This is a genomic window from Xylanimonas oleitrophica (assembly GCF_003244315.1).
GTDB lineage: Bacteria > Actinomycetota > Actinomycetes > Actinomycetales > Cellulomonadaceae > Xylanimonas_A > Xylanimonas_A oleitrophica.
The window spans coordinates 1-22,585 of sequence record NZ_QKWH01000013.1 but is presented as its reverse complement, the minus strand read 5'-3'; the positions used below and the strand labels follow the sequence as shown (position 1 = coordinate 22,585).

Below are 22,585 nucleotides of genomic sequence, written 5' to 3'. Positions count from 1 at the left end.
TCGGTCCTGCGCGGCTCAGCCCCGCCGGGCGAGGAACACCTGGACGCTCAGGGCGTCCATCGTGGCGCTGCCGGAGCACCGCTCCTCGCCGGCGGGCTCCTCCGGGGCGTCCCAGGTCGAGCTCCACACCCGCTCCCACGGCCCGGCGCCCTCCAGCAGCGGCGGCAGCTTCACGTCGAGGTCGTCGAGGCGGCCGTTGAGCACGAGCAGCACGTCGCAGTCGGTCTCGCCGGGGCCCGGGCGCAGCATCTGCACCACCCGGCGGCCGGGCTCGTCCCAGGCGCGGGTGTCCATCTGCTCCCCGGTCTCGGTGAACCAGAGCAGGTCCGTGCGGGTCTCGCCGCGGCGGGGCGCGCCGAGGAAGAAAGAGTCGGCGCGCAGCGCCGGGTGCTCGCGCCGCAGCCCCAGCAGGAACCGGGTGGTGGCGAGCAGGTCGCGCGCCGCGTCGTCGTGGTCTCGGCGCACCCACGAGATCTCGGAGTCCTGCGCGTACGCGTTGTTGTTGCCCTGCTGGGAGCGGCCGACCTCGTCGCCGGCGGTGATCATGGGCGTCCCCGCCGCGAGGAGCAGCATGGCGAGCAGGTTGCGCTGGGAGCGCCGCCGCATGGGCACGACGGCGGACCACGGCTCGGTGGCGGTGTCGTCGCCGGCGCTGTGGCCCTCGACGCCGTGGTTCCACGAGAGGTTGTTGCCGGTGCCGTCGCGGTTGTCCTCGCCGTTGGCCCAGTTGTGCTTGCGGTCGTAGGCCACGAGGTCGGCGAGGGTGAAGCCGTCGTGGGCCGTGACGTAGTTGACGGATGCGACCGGGCCGCGCACGAGCGGCGGGTCCGAGTGGCCGAACAGGTCGGCCGAGCCGGCCAGCCGGGTGCTGAGCTCTCGCACGCCCTCCATGGGGCGCCCGGCCGCGCCGGCGGCGGCGGAGGCGAGCCAGAACCCGCGCACCGCGTCGCGGAACCGGTCGTTCCACTCGGCCATGGGTGGGGGGAACGAGCCGGTCTGCCAGCCGCCCGGCCCCACGTCCCAGGGCTCGGCGATCAGCTTGAGACCGCTGAGCACGGGGTCGGTCTGCAGCGCCACGAGGAACGGGTGCTCGGCCGTGAACCCGTAGGAGCCGCGCCCCAGCGTCGTCGCCAGGTCGAACCGGAACCCGTCCACCCCCACCTCCTGCGCCCAGTAGCGCAGGGAGTCCAGCGCCATCTGGATGACGCGCGGCCGGCGGAAGTCGAGGGTGTTGCCCGTCCCGGTCACGTCGGCCAGCGCGGCAGGGGTGCCGCCGTCGTGCAGGTAGTACAGGGGGTTGTCGAGGCCCCGCCACGACAGGTGGAGCTGGTCGTCCCCGCCCTCGCAGGTGTGGTTGTAGACGACGTCGAGCACCACCTCGATCCCCGCCTCGTGCAGCAGGTGCACCATGCCGCGCACCTCGTCGAGCACCGCGGCCGGCCCGGCCTCCTGGGCGGCGCGCGTGGCGTAGCGCGGCTCGGGGGCGAAGAAGCCGAGCGTCGAGTACCCCCAGTAGTTGGTCAGCCCGTGCGCCACCAGGCGCGGCTCCGACACCGAGGCGTGGATCGGCAGCAGCTCGAGCGTCGTGATCCCGAGGTCGCGCAGGTAGGCGATCGTGGCCGGGTGGGCCATCCCGGCGTAGGTGCCGCGCAGCGGCTCCGGCACCGCGGGGTCGAGCAGCGTGAACCCGCGCACGTGGGCCTCGTACACGACCGTCTCGGCCCACGGGACGCGCGGGCGGGTCAGCGGCGGGGCCTGCGGCATGGGAGGCATGACCACCGAGTGCGGCACGAACGGCAGCGAGTCGGTGGGGTCCGGGTCGCCGTAGGGCTCGGCCACCCACCACCGGCCGTCCGGGGTGGTGGGGTCGTCCCCGCGCAGGTGGCCCACGGCCCCGAGGACCTCGGGACCGTAGGTGACCGAGCCCACCAGGCCGCGGGCGTAGGGGTCCACGAGGAGCTTGGCCGGGTTGTGCCGCATGCCCGCCCGCGGGTCCCACGGGCCGTGCGCGCGGAAGCCGTAGCGCTGCCCGGGGCGCACGCCGGGCACGTGCGCGTGCCACACCCCGTAGGTGGGGCCCAGCAGCGGCACGCGGCGCTCGCGGTAGCGCGCGGGGTCCGTCTCGGGCAGGCCGGGGTCCACGACGTCGACCAGGCACAGGTCCACCGCCGTGGCGTGCGAGGCGACCACGGCGACGTCGACGCCGTCGGGCGTGACGTGCACGCCCAGCGGCGGCACGTGGGAGCGGCGCGCCGTGGGCCGGACCAGCGGCCGCACGACGGGCCGGGGGGCCTCCGGGCTGGTCGTGGCGTCCATGCCCCCATCGTGTCCCACCGCGACGGGGGTGGGCGAACCGGTGGCCGCCCGGCACGGGTACGCTCGGCGTCGTGCGCATCGTCGTCCTGCTCAAGTACGTCCCGGACATCGCCTCCGACCGTCGCTTCGCGGAGGGCCGCGTGGTGCGCGACCCGGCGGAGGGCTCGCTCAACGAGCTCGACGAGAACGCCGTCGAGGCGGCGCTGCGGCTCGTCGAGGCCCTGCCCGACGCCGAGCGCGAGGCCAGCGAGGTCGTCGCCGTGACCGTCGCGCCCGAGACCGCCGACATCACGCTGCGCAAGGCGTACCAGATGGGAGTGCACCGCGGCGTGCGCGTCACGGACGACGCCCTGGCGGGCTCGGACTACTTCGGCACCGCGGCGGCGCTCGCGGCCGCCGTGCGCCGGCTCGAGGCCGAGGCCCCGGTGGACCTGGTCGTCACCGGCATGGCTGCCCTGGACGGGCTCGGCTCCGTGGTGCCTGCGCTGGTCGCCGAGGCCCTGGGGCGGCCGCAGCTGACCCTCGCGAAGTCGGTGGCGCTCGAGGGGCGCACGCTGACCGTCACGCGGGAGAGCGACGACGCCGTCGAGACGCTCGCGGCACCGCTGCCCGCGGTGCTCTCGGTCACCGACGCGGCCAACAGCCCCCGGTACCCCAACTTCAAGCTCATCATGGCCGCGCGCACCAAGGCCGTCGAGACGTGGACGGCGGCCGACCTGGGCCTGGACCCGGCCGCGGTGGGTGCCGCGGGCGCCCGCTCCGTGGTGGTCGACAGCGCCCCCCGCCCGCCGCGGGGCGAGACCGAGCTGGTGGTCGACAAGGGCGAGGGCGGCAAGGCCCTGGCCGACTTCCTCATCCGCAACGACCTCGTCTGAACCGAACCCTCCGGAAGGCCCTGATGACCCGCCCCACCGCCCTGGTGCTGCTCGACGGACCCGTCAGCGACGCCACCGAGGTCCGCTCGAGCGTGCTCGAGCTCGTCACGATCGCCCGCTCGCTGGGCCGTGTCGACGTCGTCACCCTCGAGGCCCCGAGCCTCGAGGTGCTCGCCGTCCTCGGCGCCCACGGCGTCGAGGGGGTGCACCAGGCGCAGCTGCCGTCGTCGCTGCCCGCCGACGCCCGCCACCTGACGTCCGTGGTCGCGGCCGTGCTCGTCGCCGCCGTGCGCCGCACCGACGCCGACGTGCTCCTGGCCCCGTCCGGCTTCTCCGCCAAGGAGGCGGCCGCGGTGGCCGCCGCACGTCTCGGGGCCGGGCTGGTCACCGACGCCGCCGCCGTCTCGTGGGACGCCGAGCCCGGCGGTGCGCTGCGCGCCACCAAGCGCGTGTTCGCCGGCTCGTGGGACGTCACGAGCACCGTGGCCACCGATCCCGCCGTGGTCACCGTGCGGGCCAACGCCGTCGTGGCCGAGACCGCCGCCACCCCCACGCACCCCGAGGTGGAGGCGCTGCCGATCGACGTCGAGGCGCCGGCCGTGACGGTCGTCGCGCGCGAGCCCAAGCCGCGCACCACCGGCCGCCCCACCCTGGAGGAGGCCGCCGTCGTCGTGGCCGGCGGGCGTGGTACCAACGGCGACTTCGGCCCCGTCGAGGACCTGGCCGACGCGCTCGGCGCGGCGGTGGGCGCCACCCGCGACGCCGTCTTCGAGGGCTGGTTCGACCGGTACGTGGGCCAGACGGGCGTGACAGTCGCCCCACGCGTCTACATCGGGGCCGGCATCTCCGGGGCGCCGCACCACCGCGGCGGCATGCAGGCGTCCCAGGTCGTGGTGGCCGTCAACAACGACCCGGAGGCCCCGATCTTCGAGATCAGCGACTTCGCCGTCGTGGGCGACCTCGCGGACGTGCTGCCGCAGGCGGCCGAGGCGATCCGGGCACACCGTGCCCGCGGGGCGCAGCAGTAGCCACCGGGAGTTCACCCGCCCTTCACCCGGGTGAAGCGGGCAGGCCACCGGGCCTTCTTAACGTCGGCGCGTCACCACGACAGCCACCCCGCTGAGGAGCGCCCGATGACGATCGCACCCGAGCAGCGCCCGCTGCTCTCGCTGGAGCCCACGCCCGGCCACGCCCGCGGCAAGCGCAGCCCGGTCACCTGCCGTCTCAAGTGCGCGGACCAGTGCGCCCACCCGGCGCCCAACGCGTCCGCGAACGAGTACTTCCGCGACATCGCCTCGCGGGCGCTGAGCCGCCGCACGATGCTGGGCGGTCTCGCCGCCGCCGCCGCGGTCGTCGTCGGCTCGCAGGTGGCCGGCGCCCCGTCCGCCGCCGCCCTGCCTGCCACGCCCGGCAAGGGCAACGGCAAGGGACTGGCGTTCGGCCCGATCGTGCCGCAGCCGGCCGCCACCGACGCGTTCGTGGTGCCGGACGGTTACGAGTGGAGCCCGATCATCCGCTGGGGCGACCCGATCCTGCCCGGCGCCCGGGCGTTCGACCCGGCCGCGCAGTCGCCGCAGCAGCAGGCGCTGCAGTTCGGCTACAACTGCGACTACCTCGACATCCTCCCCGCGGACCCCAAGGAGCTGCAGAAGCCGGTGCACACCCGCTCGCGCGGCACCCGCGGCCTGCTGGTGAGCAACCACGAGTACACCAACCCCGGCATCATGTTCGACGAGTCGTACGACGCCGCCACGCGCCGGGCGATCGAGCGTGCCGCGCACGGCATGTCGGTGGTCGAGGTGACGCGCCGCACCACGGGCTCGCCGTGGACGTACTCGCGCATCAGCCCGCTCAACCGCCGCATCCACATGGACACCGAGTTCGTGGTGGACGGCCCGGCCGCGGGCACCGACCTGATGAAGACGGTCGCCGACCCGACGGGCCGCCGCGTCAAGGGCACCCTGAACAACTGCGCCGGCGGCACCACGCCCTGGGGCACCGTCGTCTCCGGCGAGGAGAACTTCCACGGCTACCTGCGCGTCAAGGGCTCCGACCCGCGCGACGCCCGCTACGGGCTGCGCGACGCGGCCACCGGCTACGGCTGGGAGAACGACGACCCGCGCTTCGACGGCAACAACCCGGGCTACGAGAACGAGAGCCACCGGTTCGGCTGGATCGTGGAGATCGACCCGTACGACCCGAACGCCGCCCCGGTCAAGCACACGGCGCTGGGCCGCTTCAAGCACGAGGGCGCCAACATCATCCTGTCGAAGTCGGGGCACGCGGTGGCCTACATGGGTGACGACGAGGCGTTCGACTACGTCTACAAGTTCGTGTCCAAGAACCGCTTCCAGAACGGCAGCAGCGCCAAGGCCCGTGCGCACAACAAGACGCTGCTGAGCGAGGGCGACCTGTACGTGGCGCGGTTCGAGGGCGACTCGCCGGCCGCGGAGATCGACGGCTCGGGTGCGCTGCCCTCGGACGGCGCGTTCGACGGCCGCGGCCGCTGGATCCCGCTGGTCAAGGGCGGCCGCTCGATGGTGGAGGGCATGAGCGTCGAGGAGGTCCTGGTGTTCACGCGCCTGGCCGCCGACAAGGTGGGCGCCACGAAGATGGACCGCCCCGAGGACGTGGAGCCGAACCCGGTCACGGGCAAGATCTACGTGGCCTGCACCAACAACTCCTCGCGGGGCAACGGTTCCGGGCGCGACGAGGGCCCCACGGAGCCCAACCCGCGCAACGCGAACCGTGACGGGCACGTCGTGGAGATCGCCGAGGACCGCGGCGACCAGCTCGCCGAGACGTTCACGTGGAACCTGCTCATCGTGGCGGGCGACCCGTCGGTGAACGGCTCCGCGTACTTCTCGGGCTTCCCGGCGGACAAGGTCTCGCCGATCTCGTGCCCGGACAACGTGGCGTTCGACGCCGAGGGCAACCTGTGGATCTCGACCGACGGCCAGCCGTCGTCGATCCAGAAGTGCGACGGCCTGTTCAAGGTGCCGCTGACGGGCCGCGAGCGCGGCAACGTGCAGCAGTTCCTCTCGGTGCCGCGCGAGGCGGAGACGTGCGGTCCGGTGGTGGACTCGGTCGACGGCATGGTCTACGTCAACGTGCAGCACCCGGGCGAGAACGGCTCGTGGGCGCAGCAGCGCTCGTTCTTCCCCGACTACGTCGAGGAGGGGGAGCAGGCGCCCGCCGGTGCGTGGCGTGGTCCGCGCCCGGCCACCGTGCAGGTCTACAAGGCGGGCGCGGGCGAGCACCCGGGCAAGCCGGGCAAGGGCAAGCCGGGCCACGGCTGGGCCGGCCCGGGGCCGTTCCCGTGGCCGCGCGGGTTCAAGGGCTGGGGCCCGGGGCACCGCAACCTGGGCCGCTGGGGCTGGTGACCCGGCGCCGGTGACCCCGGCGCCCGGTACGACCCGACGGCGCGCGTCCCTGACCGGGGCGCGCGCCGTCGTCGTCCCGACCGCTCGTAGACTGGTGCACCGTGACCTCCGGCGCCTATCTCGACCACGCGGCGACCACCCCGATGTCGCCCGCGGCGCTCGAGGCGTTCGTCGCCGAGGCGCAGCGGGTGGGCAACGCGTCGAGCCTGCACTCCGCCGGGCGGGGTGCGCGCCGCGCGGTGGAGGAGGCGCGGGAGTCGGTGGCGCGGTCGCTGGGCGCCCGGCCGTCGGAGGTGGTGTTCACCGGGGGTGGCACGGAGGCCGACAACCTCGCGATCAAGGGGATGTTCTGGGGGCGCCGCCGCGGTGCCACCCACCGCACCCGGGTGCTGGTGTCGGCGGTGGAGCACCACGCCGTCCTGGACCCGGCGTTCTGGCTGGCCGGGCACGCGGGCGCGGAGATCGTCCTGCTGCCCGTCGACGCCGAGGGGCGCCTCGACCTGGAGGCCTTGCGCGCCGAGCTGGCCGCGCACGCCGACGAGGTGGCCCTGGTGAGCGTCATGTGGGCCAACAACGAGGTGGGCACGGTGCAGCCGGTGCGCGAGGTCGTGCGCCTGGCCCACCAGCACGGCGTCCCGGTGCACACCGACGCCGTCCAGGCCGTCGGGCAGGTGGAGGTCGACTTCGCGGCCTCGGGCGTGGACGCCATGACCGTCACGGGGCACAAGCTCGGCGGCCCGCTCGGCGTCGGTGCCCTGCTGGCCCGGCGCGAGCTCGAGCTGGAGGCGGTGCTGCACGGTGGCGGCCAGGAGCGGGGCGTGCGCTCGGGCACGCTGGACGTACCCGCGATCCGCGCGTTCGCCGTCGCGCTGGCCGAGGCGGTGGAGCAGCGGGAGGTGCGCGCCAAGCACCTGGCCACGCTGCGCGACGCCCTCGTGGCCGGCGTGCGCTCCGCGGCGCCCGACGCCGTCCTGCGCGGGCCCGATCCCGCGCTCGCCCCGGAGGAGCGGCTGCCCGGCAACGCCCACTTCACGTTTCCCGACGCCGAGGGCGACTCGCTGCTGTACCTGCTCGACTCGGCCGGGGTGCAGGCCTCCACGGGGTCCGCGTGCCAGGCGGGGGTGCCGCAGCCGTCGCACGTGCTGCTCGCGATGGGCGTCCCCGAGGCCGAGGCCCGCGGGGCCCTGCGCTTCTCCCTGGGCGCCACGTCCACGCCCGACGACGTCGAGCGGCTCGTGGCCGCGCTGCCGCAGGTGGTCGCGCGCGCCCAGGCCGCGGGGCTCGTCTCCCGCACGAACGAAAGAGGCCGGCCGTGAAGGTCCTCGCAGCCATGTCCGGAGGGGTCGACTCCGCCGTCGCCGCGGCGCTCGCGGTGGAGGCGGGGCACGAGGTCGTGGGCGTGCACATGGCCCTGAGCCGCAACCGCGACCAGTTCCGCACGGGCTCGCGCGGATGCTGCTCCATCGAGGACGCGGGCGACGCGCGGCGCGCGGCGGACGTGCTCGGTATCCCGTACTACGTGTGGGACCTGTCGGAGCGGTTCGAGGACACCGTGGTGGCCGACTTCCTCGCCGAGTACGAGGCGGGGCGCACCCCGAACCCGTGCGTCCGCTGCAACGAGCACATCAAGTTCGAGGCGCTGCTCGACAAGGCGACGGCGCTGGGTTTCGACGCGGTGGCGACAGGGCACTACGCGCAGGTCATCGAACGGCCCGGACCTGACGGCGCGGTGGTGCGCGAGCTGCACCGGTCGCCCAACGCCGAGAAGGACCAGTCGTACGTGCTGGCCGTCATGGGGCCCGAGAGGCTGCAGCGGGCCATGTTCCCGCTGGGCGGCTTCGCCTCGAAGGCGCAGGTGCGCGCCGAGGCCGAGCGTCGCGGGCTCTCGGTGTCGGCCAAGCCGGACTCCTACGACATCTGCTTCGTGGCCGACGGCGACACCCGCGGGTTCCTGCGCGAGCGGCTCGGCTCGCGACCGGGCGAGGTTGTCGACGTCGAGGGCAACGTGGTCGGGGAGCACGATGGCGCCTACGCGTTCACGGTCGGCCAGCGGCGCGGTCTCGGCCTGGGTCGGCCGGCTGCGGACGGCCAGCCGCGGTACGTGGTGGACGTGCAGCCGGCCAGCAACACCGTCGTCGTCGGGCCGGCCGAGCTGCTGAGCGTCGACCGGGTGGCGGGGGAGAAGGCCGTGTGGCTCGTCCCGGCGCCCGACGCGTGGGCCGACGCCGAGGTCCAGGTGCGCGCCCACGGCGCCCCGGTGCCCGCGCGGGTGCGGGCCGCCCAGGCTGCCGGCGGCGGGCCGGCTCTCGAGGTCGAGCTCACGGGGCGGCCCCTGCGCGGCGTCGCGGCCGGCCAGTCGCTCGTCGTCTACCGGGGTACCCAGGTGCTGGGCCAGGCCACCGTCTCCCGGGCGTGGCGCGCGGCGTCCGTCGCTGCGTAGGCGGCCACGTGCGGTGACCAGCCCGGACCAGCCCGGGCGGTCGCCGCAGGGCGCAGTACGCTGCGCGCTGGCCCGGTGGTCCACGACCACGAGGCTCCGGGCTCCGACAGGTGGGGGATGACGCATGGTGACGGTGAGCGGGCACGGGCCCTGGCCCGGCGGCGAGGGCGACGTCCTCGAGGCGCAGCTGACGGTGACGGGCGACCTGGCGGAGCTGCCCGCCGGCGTGGGTGCGGTGCCGTTCCTCGTCCAGCTCACGGGCCGTGGGCCGGGCGCCGACCCGGTGGGCCGCACCGCCGCGCTGCTGGCCGAGATGCCCGTGGAGCTCGGGCCGCACGGCTGGAAGCTGACGGACCGGCCCGGCACGGACCAGCGCCGCGCCGAGGCGTTCGCGCGCGAGGACCTCGGGGCGCTGGCGATCGCCGCCCACGGCTACGCCGGCCCGTTCGCCCTCGAGGTCACCGGGCCGTGGACGCTGGCGGCCACCCTGTGGTCTGCCCGCGGCGACCGCGTGCTGGCCGACAAGGGAGCCCGCCGAGACCTGGGCCTGGCGCTCGCCGAGGGGGTCCGCGCGCAGGTCGCGGCCGTGCACGAGCAGGTGCCGGGCGTCGCACCGTCCGACGTCGTGGTGCAGCTCGCCGAGCCGCAGCTCGGCGCCGTGCATGCCGGCGTGCTGCCCACGTTCTCCGGCTACTCGCGGCTGCGGGCCGTGCCCGGCCCCGACGTCGTGGAGGGGCTGCGGCCCGTGGTCGACGCGGTGCACGACGTCGGTGCCCGGGCGGTGGTCCACCTCGGGGAGACGTGGGTCGGGGTGCCCCCGGTCGTGCTGGCCGGTGCCGACGGCGTGGGGCTGGACCTGGGCTCGCTCGGCGCGGGCGGATGGAACGAGCGGGCGTGGGAACTGGTGGCTCGCGCCGTCGAGAAGGGGGTGGGGTTGTGGGCCGGGCTCCCGCCGGCGCAGGTCTCGCAGTGTGCGGGGCCGATGCTGGGGGAGCTGGTGAACCTCGTCGCCGTCCCGTGGCGGCGCGTCGGGCTGCCGGCCTCGGCCCTGGACGACGTCACGCTGCTGGCCGCCTCGAGACGCGCCCTGGCGAGCACCGACGAGCACCGCGCCGAGCTCGCCAACCTCGGCCGCGTGGCCGAGGCGCTGGCCGAGCGGGCGGCGGCGTAGGGCCGCCACCCGCTCGAGGCGCGGCGAGCGCTCACGGGCGGGGGTGGCTCACTCCTCCAGGCCGAGCCGCTGGGCCAGGAACGTCCAGTGCAGCGCCGCCATGTGCGCTGCCTGTGCGTTGTTCGCGGCCCCGCCGTGCCCGCCCTCGACGTTCTCGTAGTAGGAGACGTCCTTGCCGCAGGCCAGCATGAGCGCCGCCATCTTGCGGGCGTGGCCGGGGTGCACCCGGTCGTCCTTGGTCGACGTCGTGAACAGCACGGGCGGGTAGTCGCGGCTCGCGTCGAACAGGTGGTACGGGGAGAACCGGCGGACGAACTCCCACTGTGCGGGGTCGTCGGGGTCGCCGTACTCGGCCATCCAGGACGCGCCCGCGAGCAGGTGCGAGTACCGCTTCATGTCCAGCAGCGGCACGCCCACGATGACGGCGCCGAACAGCTCCGGGTGCTGGGTGAGCATGTTGCCGGCCAGGAGGCCGCCGTTGGACCGGCCCTCCATGCCCAGGTGGGCGGGCGTGGTGATGCCCCGCTGGACGAGGTCGCGGGCGACGGCGGCGAAGTCCTCGTAGGCGCGGTGGCGGTGCTCCTTGAGCGCGGCCTGGTGCCAGGCGGGCCCGTACTCCCCGCCGCCGCGGATGTTGGCGACGGCGTAGACGCCGCCGCGCTCCAGCCAGGCGCGCCCCACAGGGCCTGAGTAGGAGGGCGTGAGCGCGATCTCGAAGCCGCCGTAGCCGTACAGCAGGGTGGGGGCGGTGCCGGGCTGGGCGCGGTGCCGGGGGCGCCGCAGGGTCTCCTCGCGTCCGACGACGAAGTAGGGCACGCGGGTGCCGTCGTCGGAGGTCGCGAAGTGCTGCTCGGCCACGAGGCCCGTGGTGTCGAAGAACGCGGGCGCCGCCTTGAGCGTGGTGATCTGCTGGGCGCCGACGGTCGTGATCCCGAGGGTGGAAGGGGTGAGGTACCCGGTGGTGACCACCCACACGTCGTCGCTGTCGACGGGGTCGACGGCGCGGGTGCCCACCGAGGCGACGGGGTCGGCGGCAGGGAAGTCCTGCCGCTGCCACGGGGCGCCCGCGACCGGGTCGGCGGGCGGGGTGAGCACGTGCAGGCGGTTCTTGACGTCGTCGAGCACGTTGACCACCAGGTGGTGGCGGGTCCAGGTGGCTCCGGCCAGCGAGGTGGTGGCCGTGGGCTCGAACAGCACGGTCAGGTCGCGGGAGCCGGCGAGGAAGTCGTCGGCGGGGGCTGCGAGGAGGGACCCGGCCCGGTAGGTGCGGCCGGCCACGTGCCAGTCGTCGCGCAGCTCCACGAGGAGCCACTCCCGGTGGAAGCCCACCTCGGCGGAGAGCGGCACGTCGATGCGCACGAGCTCCTGCCGGGGCGTGCCGACGTCGTGCACGAGGAAGGTCTCGGACCGGTAGAACGCGACGGAGCGGTGCACCAGGTCGCGCTCGAACCCGGGGGTGCGGGAGCGGCGGGCCGAGATGTACATGTCCTCGGCCGTGCCCTCGTAGACGGTCACGGCGTCCTCGAGGGGGGTGCCGCGCCGCCACAGCTTGACCACGCGGGGGTAGCCCGCGGTCGTGGTGGTGGGCCGTCCTTCGGCGTCGGGGCCCAGGTCGGTGAAGACGTAGACGGAGTCCTCGTCCACCCAGGAGAGCCCGCCCTTGCGGCCGATCGTGCCGTCGTCGGTGCGCAGGGCGCGCTCGAATCCTTCGGGGGCGGGCACGAACCGCTTGTCCACGAGGTCGAACTCGCGGGTCACGTCGGCGTCGGAGCCGCCGGGAGAGAGGTCCACGAGGGCTCGGCGCCAGGGCTGCCCGGCGGCGAGCTGCTCGGGGGTGGGGCGCAGCACCTGGGCGCCGTGCCACACCCAGCTGGTGCCCTCGGCCTCGGCGAGGGCGTCGAGGTCGAGCACCGTCTCCCACTCGGGGGCCGCCGAGCGGTAGGACTCGGGGGTGGTGCGGCGCCAGACGCCGCGCTCGTGGTCGGCGTCCCGCCAGAAGTTGTAGTAGAGGTCGCCGATCTGGGAGACCTCGGGGATGCGGGCGTCGGAGTCGAGCACCTCGCGGATCGCCTCGCGGGTGGCCTCGAAGCGGGGGCTGGCGCCGATCGCGTGCTGGGAGCGCGCGTTCTGCTCGCGCACCCAGGCGAGGGCAGCGGGCCCTTCGACCTCCTCGAGCCAGGCGAACGGGTCCGCCGCGGCCGGGTCGAGGGGCGTGCGGGGGGCCGGGTCCTGGTCTGGGGCGACGCTCATGGCCTTGCACCCTATCGCCGTGCTCGGGCGGCGTCCTCGGCGGGCTGCTCCGTGGGCTGCTCGTGGGCCGGGGGAGCCCCTCGGCCGGTCTGCGTGGGGCCGTTGAGAGCCACGTCACAGCCTCTTCTCTTGTGGTCAGACCACACTTGTGAAAGTCTTCACATGCAAGACGGAGCACGGGGGCCGCCCTCACAGGTCCCCAGGAGGAGAGACCCCGGTGAGCACCACGAAGAAGGCGAAGGCGGCCCCCGAGGCCGCGGCTGCGGTGACCGCACCCGACGCGGCGGCCGAGGTCGACGCGCTCGTCCAGCGCGGGCTCAAGGCCCTGGCGGCGTACGCGTCCTTCACGCAGGAGGACGTCGACCACATCGTCAAGAAGGCGTCCGTCGCCGCCCTCCACGAGCACGGCAACCTCGCCAAGCTCGCTGTCGAGGAGACCGGCCGCGGCATCTTCGAGGACAAGGCGACCAAGAACATCTTCGCCTGCGAGCACGTCACCCACTCCATGGCCGGCCTCAAGACCGTCGGCGTCATCGGCCGCGACGACCTGCGTGGCATCGTCGAGATCGCCGAGCCCGTCGGCGTCGTCGCCGGCGTCACCCCGGTCACGAACCCGACCTCGACGGCGATCTTCAAGTCGCTCATCGCGCTCAAGACCCGCAACCCGATCGTCTTCGGCTTCCACCCGAGCGCCCAGCAGTCGTCGATCGCCGCCGCCCGCGTGGTGCGTGACGCCGCGATCGCCGCGGGCGCCCCCGAGGACTGCATCCAGTGGATCGAGCACCCCTCGATCCAGGCCACCTCGGAGCTGATGAACCACCCGGGCGTCTCGCTCGTGCTCGCCACGGGCGGCAACGCGATGGTCCGGGCCGCCTACTCCACCGGCAAGCCCGCCCTCGGCGTCGGCGCCGGCAACGTCCCGGCGTACATCGCCAAGGACGCCAAGCTGGGCCGCGCCGTCAACGACGTCGTGCTGTCCAAGGGCTTCGACAACGGCGTGGTCTGCGCGTCGGAGCAGGCCGTCATCCTCGACGCCGAGATCTACGACGAGGCGATGGCAGAGTTCCGCAGGATGCACGCCTACGTCGTCACGGCGGAGGAGAAGGCGAAGCTCGAGGAGTTCGTCTTCGGGGTCACCGCGCAGTCCGCCAACTGCGCGGGGGCGAGGCTCAACGCTGACGTCGTCGGCAAGTCTGCCCAGTGGATCGCCGAGCAGGCCGGCTTCTCGGTGCCGGACGACACCTCGATCATCCTCGCGGAGATCTCCGGGGTGGGGCCGCAGGAGCCGCTCAGCCGCGAGAAGCTCAGCCCGGTGCTGGCCGTCCTCAAGGCCACCTCCACCGAGCAGGGCATCCAGCTCGCCGAGCAGATGGTCGAGTTCGACGGGCTCGGCCACTCCGCCGCGATCCACACCACCGACAAGGACCTGGCCGAGCGCTTCGGCCACGCGGTCAAGGCGGTGCGCGTGCTGTGGAACCAGCCCAGCGCCCTCGGCGGCATCGGCGACATCTACAACGCGCTGATCCCGTCGCTGACCCTGGGCTGCGGCTCCTACGGCCACAACTCCGTGTCGAACAACGTGTCGGCCGTCAACCTCATCAACGTCAAGCGCGTCGCGAGGCGGAACAACAACATGCAGTGGTTCAAGGTCCCGCCGAAGACGTACTTCGAGCCCAACGCCATCCAGTACCTGGTGGACATGCCCGGCGTCGAGCGCGTCACGGTCGTGACCGACCGCGTCATGAGCCAGATCGGCATCGTCGACAAGGTGCTCGACGTCCTGCACCGGCGGGACAACAAGATCGCCGTCCAGATCATCGACACGGTCGAGCCCGAGCCGAGCGTCGAGACGGTCGAGCGCGGCGCCCGCCTGATGAAGGACCACCGCCCCGACACGATCGTGGCGATCGGCGGCGGCTCGCCCATGGACGCGGCCAAGGTCATGTGGCTCAAGTACGAGCACCCGGAGCTGGAGTTCGGGGACCTGCGCGAGAAGTTCTTCGACGTCCGCAAGCGCGCGTTCCAGTACCCGACGCTGGGCAAGCTCGCCCAGCTCGTCTGCATCCCCACGTCCTCGGGCACGGGTGCGGAGGTCACGCCGTTCGCGGTCATCACCGACCACTCGACGGGCTTCAAGTACCCGCTGGCCGACTACGCGCTGACCCCGTCGGTCGCGATCGTGGACCCGGTGCTGACGGCGTCGATGCCGGCGAAGCTCGCGGCGGACTCGGGCATGGACGCCCTGACGCACGCCACCGAGGCGTACGTGAGCGTCTACGCGAACGACTTCACGGACGGCCTGGCGCTGCACGCCATCAAGCTGGTCTTCGAGAACATCGAGAAGTCGGTGACCGAGGGGGGCGAGGCCGTCGAGGCCCGCGAGAAGATGCACAACGCCGCGACCATCGCGGGCATGGCGTTCGGCAACGCGTTCCTCGGGATCGTGCACGCGATGTCCCACACCGTGGGTGCCACGTTCAAGCTGGTGCACGGCCGCACCAACGCGATCTTTCTGCCCTACGCCGTCCGCTACAACGGGCTCGTCCCGGGCAAGGTGACGGGCTGGCCGAAGGCGGAGAAGTACGTCGCGCCGGAGCGGTTCCAGCAGATCGCCAAGCACCTGGGCCTGCCGGCCTCGACCCCGCAGGAGGGCGTGGAGTCCTACGCCCGGGCGGTGCGCGAGCTCGCCGACAAGATCGGCATCGAGCGCTCGTTCGCGGCCCAGGGGGTGTCCGAGAAGGACTTCGTCGGGGGGCTCGACACCCTGGCGATGCGTGCCTACGAGGACCAGTGCGCCCCGGCCAACCCGCGGCTGCCGATGCTCCAGGACATGAAGGACATCATGGTCGCGGCGTACTACGGGCTGTCTCGCGAGGAGGTCGCCGAGCAGCGCAAGGCCGGCGTCGCCTACCTCGACATGAACCCGGCGCGCACGACGCCGACGAGGTGATCTCCCGGCCGGGGCGCGGCAGCGCGCCCCGGCCCCGTCTCCGCGGCGCGCCCGTCTCCTCCGGGCGCACCAGCGGCCAGCACCCGGTTCGTGGCCCGGGTGCCCGCGTCCCGCACGGGGCGCCGCTCGATCCCGGGTTCGTGGCCCCGGGGTCGGGCCTCCGCGAGCGGGTTCGTGGCCCCGCTCGCGACGGGTGCTGATACGTCGGCACCGGTGTCCGGATCGTGGCCCGGACGCCCGACGGGCCCGGCGGCAGCAGCCGCCGGGCCCGTCCTCGTCCGCAGGCGGCCGCCCGGCGCTCACCCCGGCCCGGCCCTGCCTGCTCGCCCCCGGCGGGCTCGCGTGGCCCCGGCGCGCCGGAGCCGCCGTGTCACGCGTGTCGGCGTCGTCGGCGAAGATGGCCCCGTGAGCGAGACGACGACGCCCGGCGCGGCCCCCGAGAACCTGCACGCGGCCGAGCTGGACGAGCAGGCGGCGCAGCGCCGCTGGACGCAGCTGCGGGACCTGGTCGAGGCGGACCAGCGGGCCTACTACGAGCAGGACGCCCCGCTGGTGTCGGACGCCGAGTACGACGCGCGCATGCGCGAGCTCGCCGCGCTCGAGGCGGCCCACCCGGGCCTGCAGACGCCCGACTCGCCCACCCAGCGGGTGGGCGGCCAGGCGGCGGCCGGGTTCGCCACGGTGGAGCACCTGGAGCGCATGCTGTCGCTCGACAACGTCTTCAGCATCGAGGAGCTGCGTGCCTGGGACGCCCGCGTGGCGCGCGACCTCGGGGTCGAGGGCGGGGACGTCGGCTACCTGTCCGAGGTGAAGATCGACGGCCTGGCGATCGCCCTGCTGTACGAGAAGGGGCGGCTGGTGCGGGCTGCCACGCGTGGTGACGGCCGCACGGGGGAGGACGTCACGCAGAACGCCCTGCGCATCGCCGACATCCCGCAGCAGCTGGCCGGCGACGACCACCCCGACGTCGTCGAGGTCCGCGGCGAGGTGTTCATCCCGGTCTCCGCCTTCGAGGAGCTCAACGACCTGCAGGGCCGGCTGCGTGACCGCGCGGTGGCCGAGGCCCGGGCGCGCCACGACGCCCGGGGTGGCGCCGGCCGGCCGTTCGACGAGGAGCGCGCCCGCGTGGCGGCGCTGCGGCGTTTCCCGCAGTTCGCGAACCCGCGCAACGCGGCCGCCGGGGGCTTGCGCCAGCTCCTGGACAAGAAGGACGGGCTCGAGCTGGAGGCGGGCCTGGCCCGCGTCGAGGCGCTGCGCCTGTACGTGCACGGCGTCGGCGCCCTGCAGTGGCAGGAGGGCGAGCACGCGCAGCTCGAGCGCCAGTCCGCCGCCTACGAGCTGTTCGAGCGGTGGGGCCTGCCGGTCTCGCCGCACAACCGCGTGGTCGAGGGCGTCGACGCCGTGGTCGAGATGATCGAGCACTTCGGCGCCCACCGGCACGACATCGAGCACGAGCTGGACGGCATCGTCGTCAAGGTCGACGCCCTGGCCGACCAGCGGCGCCTGGGCTCGACGAGCCGCGCCCCCCGCTGGGCCATCGCCTACAAGTACCCGCCGGAGGAGGTCAACACGCGCCTGCTGGCGATCCAGGTCGGCGTGGGCCGTACGGGTCGGGCGACGCCGTACGCCGTGATGGAGCCCGTGCTCGTCGCGGGCTCCACCGTCCGCCAGGCCACCTTGCACAACCAGGACGTCGTCAAGGCCAAGGGCGTGCGGATCGGTGACGTCGTCGTGCTGCGCAAGGCGGGCGACGTCATCCCCGAGATCGTGGGACCGGTCGCGGCGCTCGCGGACGACGGCCACCCGCGCGAGGACTTCGTCATGCCCGCGCAGTGCCCGGAGTGCGGCACCGCGCTGCGGCCGATGAAGGAGGGCGACGTCGACCTGCGCTGCCCCAACGCCCGCTCCTGCCCGGCGCAGGTGCGCGGCCGCGTGGAGCACATCGGCTCGCGCGGCGGTCTCGACGTCGAGGCGCTGGGCGAGGTCACCGCCGCCGCCCTCACCCAGCCTGACGTGCCGTCCGATCCGCCGCTGCGCACCGAGGCCGGCCTGTTCGACCTCACGCTGGACCAGCTCCTGCCCATCGAGGTGGTGGTGCGCGACGCCGAGACGGGCCTGCCCCGGCTCGACGACGACGGCGTCGCCCGCCGTCGTGCGCCCTTCCGCAAGAAGCTCACCTACACCAAGGCCCGCCGTGCCCAGGCTGATGCTGCCGGCGAGACGCTGCCCGAGTGGGAGCCCTCCTCGCAGGCCACAAAGCTGCTCGACGAGCTCGAGAAGGCCAAGACCAAGGACCTGTGGCGCCAGATCGTCTCGCTCAACATCCGGCACGTGGGGCCGGTGGCCGCCCGGGCGCTCGCGGACTGGTTCGGCTCGCTGGACGCCGTGCGGGCTGCGAGCCTCGAGGAGCTCGCGGCGGTCGAGGGCGTGGGCCCGGTGATCGCGGCCGAGCTGAAGGCATGGTTCGAGGTCGACTGGCACGTGGAGATCGTGGAGTCGTGGGCGCGGGCCGGGGTGCGGTTCGCGACCCCCGGCCACCCGGGCCCGGAGGCGATGGCGGCGCAGGCCGCGGCGGGCAGGGAGCCGACGGGTCCGCTCGCCGGTCTCACCGTCGTCGTGACGGGGTCGCTGGAGGGCTTCACGCGGGACGGTGCCAAGGAGGCGATCCTCGCGGCGGGTGGCAAGGCGGCCGGGTCGGTGTCGAAGAAGACGGACTACGTCGTGGTGGGCGAGGGGGCCGGGTCCAAGGCCGCCAAGGCGGAGGAGCTCGGCCTGCCGATCCTCGACGAGGCGCAGTTCGTGACCCTGCTGGACGGCGGCCCGGACGCGTTGGTCTGACGTGCGTCGCGGGCCCTGTCAGCCCCGTCGGCCCGGCAGTCGCATCGTGAGCAGTCTGGCGCGCGGGGCGAGCCGCCGGGCGAGGTCGAGCACGCCGTCGGTGCGCTGCCGGTCGGGGTCGATCACGCTGAAGAGGTTGACCCCCAGGTAGAAGGTGAGCGCCGCGTCCGCGACGTCGCGTGCGGGGAGGATCTTGGCGAGCGGGCTGCCTCCGACGACGCGCTGCCAGTGCTCCTCGACGAAGGCGACCCACGGCTCGGCGCGGGTGCTGATCTCCGCCCGCAGCGCGGGCTTGGTCACGGCCGCGGCCACGAGCTCGCTGAACTGGGCGAGGTAGCCGCGCTCGAGGTCGGTGCGGTAGATGGTGACCGCGGCCTCCACGAGCTCTTCGACGGTGCGTGCCGCGCCGGCGGTGACGGCATGCATCTCCATGCGCTCGGCGGTCGACCGATCGAGGGCGGCCAGGAGCAGCTGGTCCACGCCGCCGAAGTGGTAGAAGACCAGCGCCGCGTTCACGTCGGCTGCCGCGGCGATGGTTCTCGCGGACGTCCCGGCGTAGCCGTTCTCCCGCAGCACGGTCTCGGCCGCGTCGATCAGGCGCCGCCGTGTCTCCTCGGCGCTGCGCCGGCCTGGTCTGCTCTTCGCCTCTCCCGCCGCGTCCTCCGTCATGGCTTCATCATATGGTTTGATCGAGTGGTTTAACCGACCGATCAACAACCGAACCGCAGGAGGCGTCGTGCCCGCACCGCACGGATCCCAGCACGGCCGGCATGACCACCGCGACCACCGCGACCACCGTGAGCACCGTGAGCACCGTGACGATGCCGTCGGGGACGCCGACCCGGGGCCGCTGACCGCACCCGAGCACCGCGCCCCCGAGCTGCCGGCGACCCGCCGCGCCCGGCTCCTGCTGGCGGGCGTGCTGCTCTCCCTGTTCCTCGCGATGCTCCTGGCCCGAGCGCTGGGCGAGGCGGGGCTCGAGCAGACGGCGCTCTTCTACGTCGGGGTCCCGGCGCTCGTCGCGGTGACCGTCACGCTCACGGCCCGCCCGCGCACGGCCGTCGGGGTGGCGCTGGCGACCACCACGATCGGGCTGGCGCTGGCCGGGCCGCTCCTGGACGAGGGCGTCGTGTGCCTCGTGATCGCCGCCCCGCTGCTCTACGGGGTCGCCGCCGCCGTCGGGGTCGCCGTCCAGCGGGTGCGGGAGAGGGGCCCCGGCGGCCGCGCCCCCGCCCTGGTCGCGGCTCCGCTGCTGGCCGTCATGCTCCTGGAGGGGGTCGGCGGCGTCTCGCTGCTGCCGCGCGAGGACGCCGGCAGCGCGAGCGTCGTCGTCGACGCGAGCGTCGACGAGGTCGCCACCGCGCTGGCGTCCGCTCCGGACTACGGCCCGTTCCGCTCGGCGTTCCTGCGGGCGGTGCCGTTCCCGCACCCGGTGCACGCCGCGGGTGCGGGGCTCGAGGTCGGGGCCGTCCGAGAGGTGGAGTTCACGCCGCGGCGCAGCCTCGGGATCGGTGCCGAGCCGACGCCGCGGGCGATGGCCCTCGAGGTCGTCCGGAGCGAGGCGCGGGACGACGGCGGTGCGGTCGTCTTCGCCGTCACGGACGACACGACTCTCGCCCGCTGGATGGACCTGCACCAGGCCGAGGTCATCTGGTGGGCGGAGGGCACGGGCGTGCGCGTGACGTGGACGCTGCGCTACACGCGCACGTTCGACCCCTCCTGGTACTTCGGCCCGGTGCAGCGGTACGCCACCGACCAGGCCGCCGCCTACCTGGCCGCGACCTTCACGCCCGACGGCGCACGGTGAACGACCCCGCGCTGGTGCGGGGCGTGGGCCTCGCGGTCCCGCTGGTGCTCCTCGTGGCCCTGTGCGCGCACCGGCGGCCCACGTCCCGTGAGGTCGCGGCCATGCTCACGGCCACCGCGTGGGCCGCGCTCGCGCTGCTCCCGCTGAACCTGGCGGCGCCGTCGCTCGGCTGGTGGGCGTTCGACGCCGTCGGCGCCGTGTGGCTCGGCCTCCCGCTGGACCTGTGGCTGGCCTGGGCCTTGCTGTGGGGAGCGGTACCGGCCCTGGCGCTGCGGCACCTGTCCCCGCTGCTCGTCGGGGCGCTGCTGGTGTGGGTCGATCTCGCCCTGATGCCGCTGGGCGAGCCGGTGGTGCTCCTCGGTGCACGCTGGGATGGCGGCCGGCACTGGATCGTCGGGGAGGCGGTCGCGGTGATGGTCGCGCTGGTTCCCGCCCTCGCCCTCGCCCGCTGGACCCGGAGCCGCCGGCGGACGCTCCTGCGCGGATGGGCGCAGGCGGTGGCCGCGGGCGGGCTGATGCTGGGGCTCCCGGTGGCGGTCCTCGTGGCGGCGTCGGGCACCCTGCCGCCGCGCGGGGTCCTGGGGACGGGCGCGCAGCTCGCGCTGGCCGCGGCGCTCCCTGGCCTGGCCGCGATGCGGGAGCTCGCCGTCGTCGGGCGGGGCACGCCCCTGCCGTTCGACCCGCCGTCGCGCCTGGTGACGTCGGGACCGTACGCCTACCTGCGCAACCCGATGCAGGCGGCGGTGGCCGGGACGTACGTCGTGGCCGCCGGGACGCTGGCCGAGCCGTGCCTGCTGCTGGGGGCCGTGGTCACGGTGGTCTACTCCGCCGGCCTGGCGGACTGGCACGAGGACCGGGCGCTGCGCGGGGCGTTCGGGGAGGCGTGGCTCGGCTACCGCACCGCCGTCCGGCCCTGGCTCCCGCGCTGGCGCCCGTGGCCCGGTCGTCCCCGTGCGACGGTGTACGTCGCCGGTGACTGCGACCTGTGCAGCGGGGTCGGGGCCTGGCTGCTCGCCCGATCGCCGGTCGCGCTGACCGTCCGGCCGGCGGCCGAGCACCCCGAGGTCCTCTTCCGGATGACGTACGAGGCACCTGGCGTCCGCACCGAGGGCGTGGCTGCGTTCGCCCGGGCCGTGGAGCACGCGCACCTCGGTTGGGCGCTCGCGGGGTGGGCGCTCTCGCTGCCCGGCGTGCGACACCTGGCGCAGCTGTGCGCGGACGCGTTCGGCGCCGGCCCGCGGCCGTCGTGCGCCGGGGAGCTGTCGGGGGTGTCACCGGGGCGCTGAGGCCGCCGAGGTCACCGCAGCGATGGACCCTGGCGACACCAGGGCTACCGGGCCGCGGGGTGCGTGCGGGGTGGTCGGCGGTGGTCGGCGGTGCGGCGGCGTCGGCCGGGGCGGGTGCGGTGCTCTACCTGGGTCTGGCCCTGCTCGGGTCAGGCGCCGTGCAGCATCACGACGTCGTCGTGCAGCCGTCCGCCGACGTCGTAGGTACGGGTGCCGACGACGGCGAAGCCGTGCTTGCGGTAGAAGGCCTGGGCGCGGGCGTTGTCGCCGTTGGTGCCAAGCCAGAGGGGCAGACCAGGTCCGAGGGTGCCGGCCACCTCGAGGGTCGCACGCATCAGGGCCGACGACGATCCGGTGCCCTGTGCGAGCGGGTGCGCGTAGATCTTCGACAGCTCGACGTACGGTCCTGCGGAACCGGTGGCCTCTCGCAGCACGCGCGCCTCCTGCTCGCCGTCGGGCGTGCCGCGCTGGAGCAGCGCGTAGCCGAGGCACGTCTCGTCGTCGGTCGCGATCAAGAGCACGTGCTCCTCGCTCGCGGCCCACTCCCGGAACCTCGCGGGGGTGAGCCGGGTCGCGACGTGGCGCGCCATGTCCGCGGCCGCGGTGCCGGGCGGGCACGCGAGCGGGAACGTGGTCGCGGCCAGCCAGGCGACCTCGGCGGCCTCGTCGGGGCGGGCGCGGCGGACGGACGTCGGAGCGGGGGCGGTCACGAGCCCGAATCTAGCCCCGTGGCTCTCGTCCTCGGGTGGGACGCCGAGCCGAGACCGTGCCAGCGAGCGCTGTCAGGGGTGGAAGGGCCTGCACATGCTCCTACCGACCGTGGTGCGCAGGCGTTCCGTCAGGGCAAGCGTGGCGGTGTGGTCGCCGTCACCGCTGCCGGGGTTGTTGGACCTCTGCGGGGCGTGTAATGTTCTACGACGTCAGCCCGACGGGCGGACGGACACGAACAGCTCAGCGAGGCGGCGACGCCAGGCAGAGCGGGTGGCCGCGCCGGGGTTGGAACTCACACCGAAGGAAACATCGGGTGCTTCGTGCGCCCTGGTGACTGGTTGGTGGGGGGCTTGCAGGATCGGCTTCTCTCGCCTTTTCCGCTCTCGAATTCCTCGAGATCACGGATTAGGCGGGGCGGAAAAGGTCTGGTAAGTTGAAGACATCGCCCCGGAGCGAAGAGGAAAGCGAAAAGCTTCCAAATCGGATGGTGTGCGTCGGTTGTTTGAGAACTCAACAGTGTGCTTGATAGTCAATGCCAAATTTTATCCCTCGTCGGGT

General features: G+C 74.1%; 14 protein-coding genes. 10 read left to right on the top strand and 4 right to left on the bottom strand.

Annotated features, from left to right (window positions below):
* Positions 1-15: 15 nt before the first annotated feature.
* On the bottom strand, positions 16-2,316 hold the full coding sequence (gene glgX / locus DNL40_RS13470) for a glycogen debranching protein GlgX (RefSeq protein ID WP_111251782.1): 2,301 nt from the start codon (positions 2,314-2,316) through the stop codon (positions 16-18).
* A 71-nt stretch (positions 2,317-2,387) separates the two neighbouring features.
* Here glgX and DNL40_RS13465 point away from each other — a divergent pair, with 71 nt between their 5' ends.
* The 6 genes from DNL40_RS13465 to DNL40_RS13440 all read left to right on the top strand — a co-directional run bounded on the left by DNL40_RS13465 (position 2,388) and on the right by DNL40_RS13440 (position 10,185).
* Positions 2,388-3,191, top strand: coding sequence for an electron transfer flavoprotein subunit beta/FixA family protein (locus tag DNL40_RS13465; RefSeq protein ID WP_111251781.1), 804 nt, complete (start codon positions 2,388-2,390; stop codon positions 3,189-3,191).
* Positions 3,192-3,214: 23 nt separating this feature from the next.
* Entirely contained in the window at positions 3,215-4,219 is a 1,005-nt protein-coding gene (locus tag DNL40_RS13460) for an electron transfer flavoprotein subunit alpha/FixB family protein (RefSeq protein ID WP_111251780.1), read from the top strand.
* A gap of 105 nt (positions 4,220-4,324) precedes the next feature.
* Complete coding sequence (locus DNL40_RS13455; RefSeq protein WP_111251779.1) at positions 4,325-6,574, top strand: PhoX family protein; 2,250 nt, start codon at positions 4,325-4,327, stop codon at positions 6,572-6,574.
* A 143-nt stretch (positions 6,575-6,717) separates the two neighbouring features.
* Complete coding sequence (locus DNL40_RS13450) at positions 6,718-7,890, top strand: cysteine desulfurase family protein (RefSeq protein WP_245885941.1); 1,173 nt, start codon at positions 6,718-6,720, stop codon at positions 7,888-7,890.
* Positions 7,887-9,014 (top strand): tRNA 2-thiouridine(34) synthase MnmA, encoded by a 1,128-nt coding sequence (gene mnmA / locus DNL40_RS13445; RefSeq protein WP_111251777.1) that lies wholly within the window; start codon positions 7,887-7,889, stop codon positions 9,012-9,014. Before DNL40_RS13450 ends, mnmA begins: the two co-directional genes overlap by 4 nt.
* A gap of 124 nt (positions 9,015-9,138) precedes the next feature.
* Positions 9,139-10,185, top strand: a complete 1,047-nt coding sequence (locus DNL40_RS13440) for a uroporphyrinogen decarboxylase/cobalamine-independent methonine synthase family protein (RefSeq protein WP_111251776.1) — start codon at positions 9,139-9,141, stop codon at positions 10,183-10,185.
* 48 nt (positions 10,186-10,233) lie between these two features.
* Here DNL40_RS13440 and DNL40_RS13435 read toward each other — a convergent pair whose 3' ends face one another.
* The gene (locus DNL40_RS13435; RefSeq protein ID WP_111251775.1) at positions 10,234-12,435 is read right to left on the bottom strand and encodes a prolyl oligopeptidase family serine peptidase; all 2,202 of its coding nucleotides are present in this window, start codon (positions 12,433-12,435) and stop codon (positions 10,234-10,236) included.
* Between the two features lie 217 nt (positions 12,436-12,652).
* Here DNL40_RS13435 and adhE point away from each other — a divergent pair, with 217 nt between their 5' ends.
* Positions 12,653-15,385: a bifunctional acetaldehyde-CoA/alcohol dehydrogenase gene (gene adhE / locus DNL40_RS13430; protein WP_179951083.1), complete on the top strand. Its 2,733-nt coding sequence runs from the start codon at positions 12,653-12,655 to the stop codon at positions 15,383-15,385.
* Between the two features lie 405 nt (positions 15,386-15,790).
* The gene (gene ligA / locus DNL40_RS13425; protein WP_425450785.1) at positions 15,791-18,223 is read left to right on the top strand and encodes an NAD-dependent DNA ligase LigA; all 2,433 of its coding nucleotides are present in this window, start codon (positions 15,791-15,793) and stop codon (positions 18,221-18,223) included.
* An 18-nt stretch (positions 18,224-18,241) separates the two neighbouring features.
* Here the strand turns inward: ligA and DNL40_RS13420 are convergent, their stop codons facing one another.
* Positions 18,242-18,892, bottom strand: coding sequence for a TetR family transcriptional regulator (locus tag DNL40_RS13420; protein ID WP_111251774.1), 651 nt, complete (start codon positions 18,890-18,892; stop codon positions 18,242-18,244).
* A gap of 67 nt (positions 18,893-18,959) precedes the next feature.
* On the opposite strand from DNL40_RS13420, the gene DNL40_RS13415 reads away from it, so the two are divergent.
* Both DNL40_RS13415 and DNL40_RS13410 read left to right on the top strand, forming a co-directional pair.
* Positions 18,960-20,030 (top strand): hypothetical protein, encoded by a 1,071-nt coding sequence (locus DNL40_RS13415; protein WP_218926072.1) that lies wholly within the window; start codon positions 18,960-18,962, stop codon positions 20,028-20,030.
* Complete coding sequence (locus DNL40_RS13410) at positions 20,027-21,316, top strand: methyltransferase (RefSeq protein ID WP_111251773.1); 1,290 nt, start codon at positions 20,027-20,029, stop codon at positions 21,314-21,316. The genes DNL40_RS13415 and DNL40_RS13410 overlap by 4 nt, the downstream gene beginning before the upstream one ends.
* Before the next feature lie 149 nt (positions 21,317-21,465).
* Here the strand turns inward: DNL40_RS13410 and DNL40_RS13405 are convergent, their stop codons facing one another.
* On the bottom strand, positions 21,466-22,026 hold the full coding sequence (locus tag DNL40_RS13405) for a GNAT family N-acetyltransferase (protein WP_245885931.1): 561 nt from the start codon (positions 22,024-22,026) through the stop codon (positions 21,466-21,468).
* Positions 22,027-22,585: the final 559 nt, after the last annotated feature.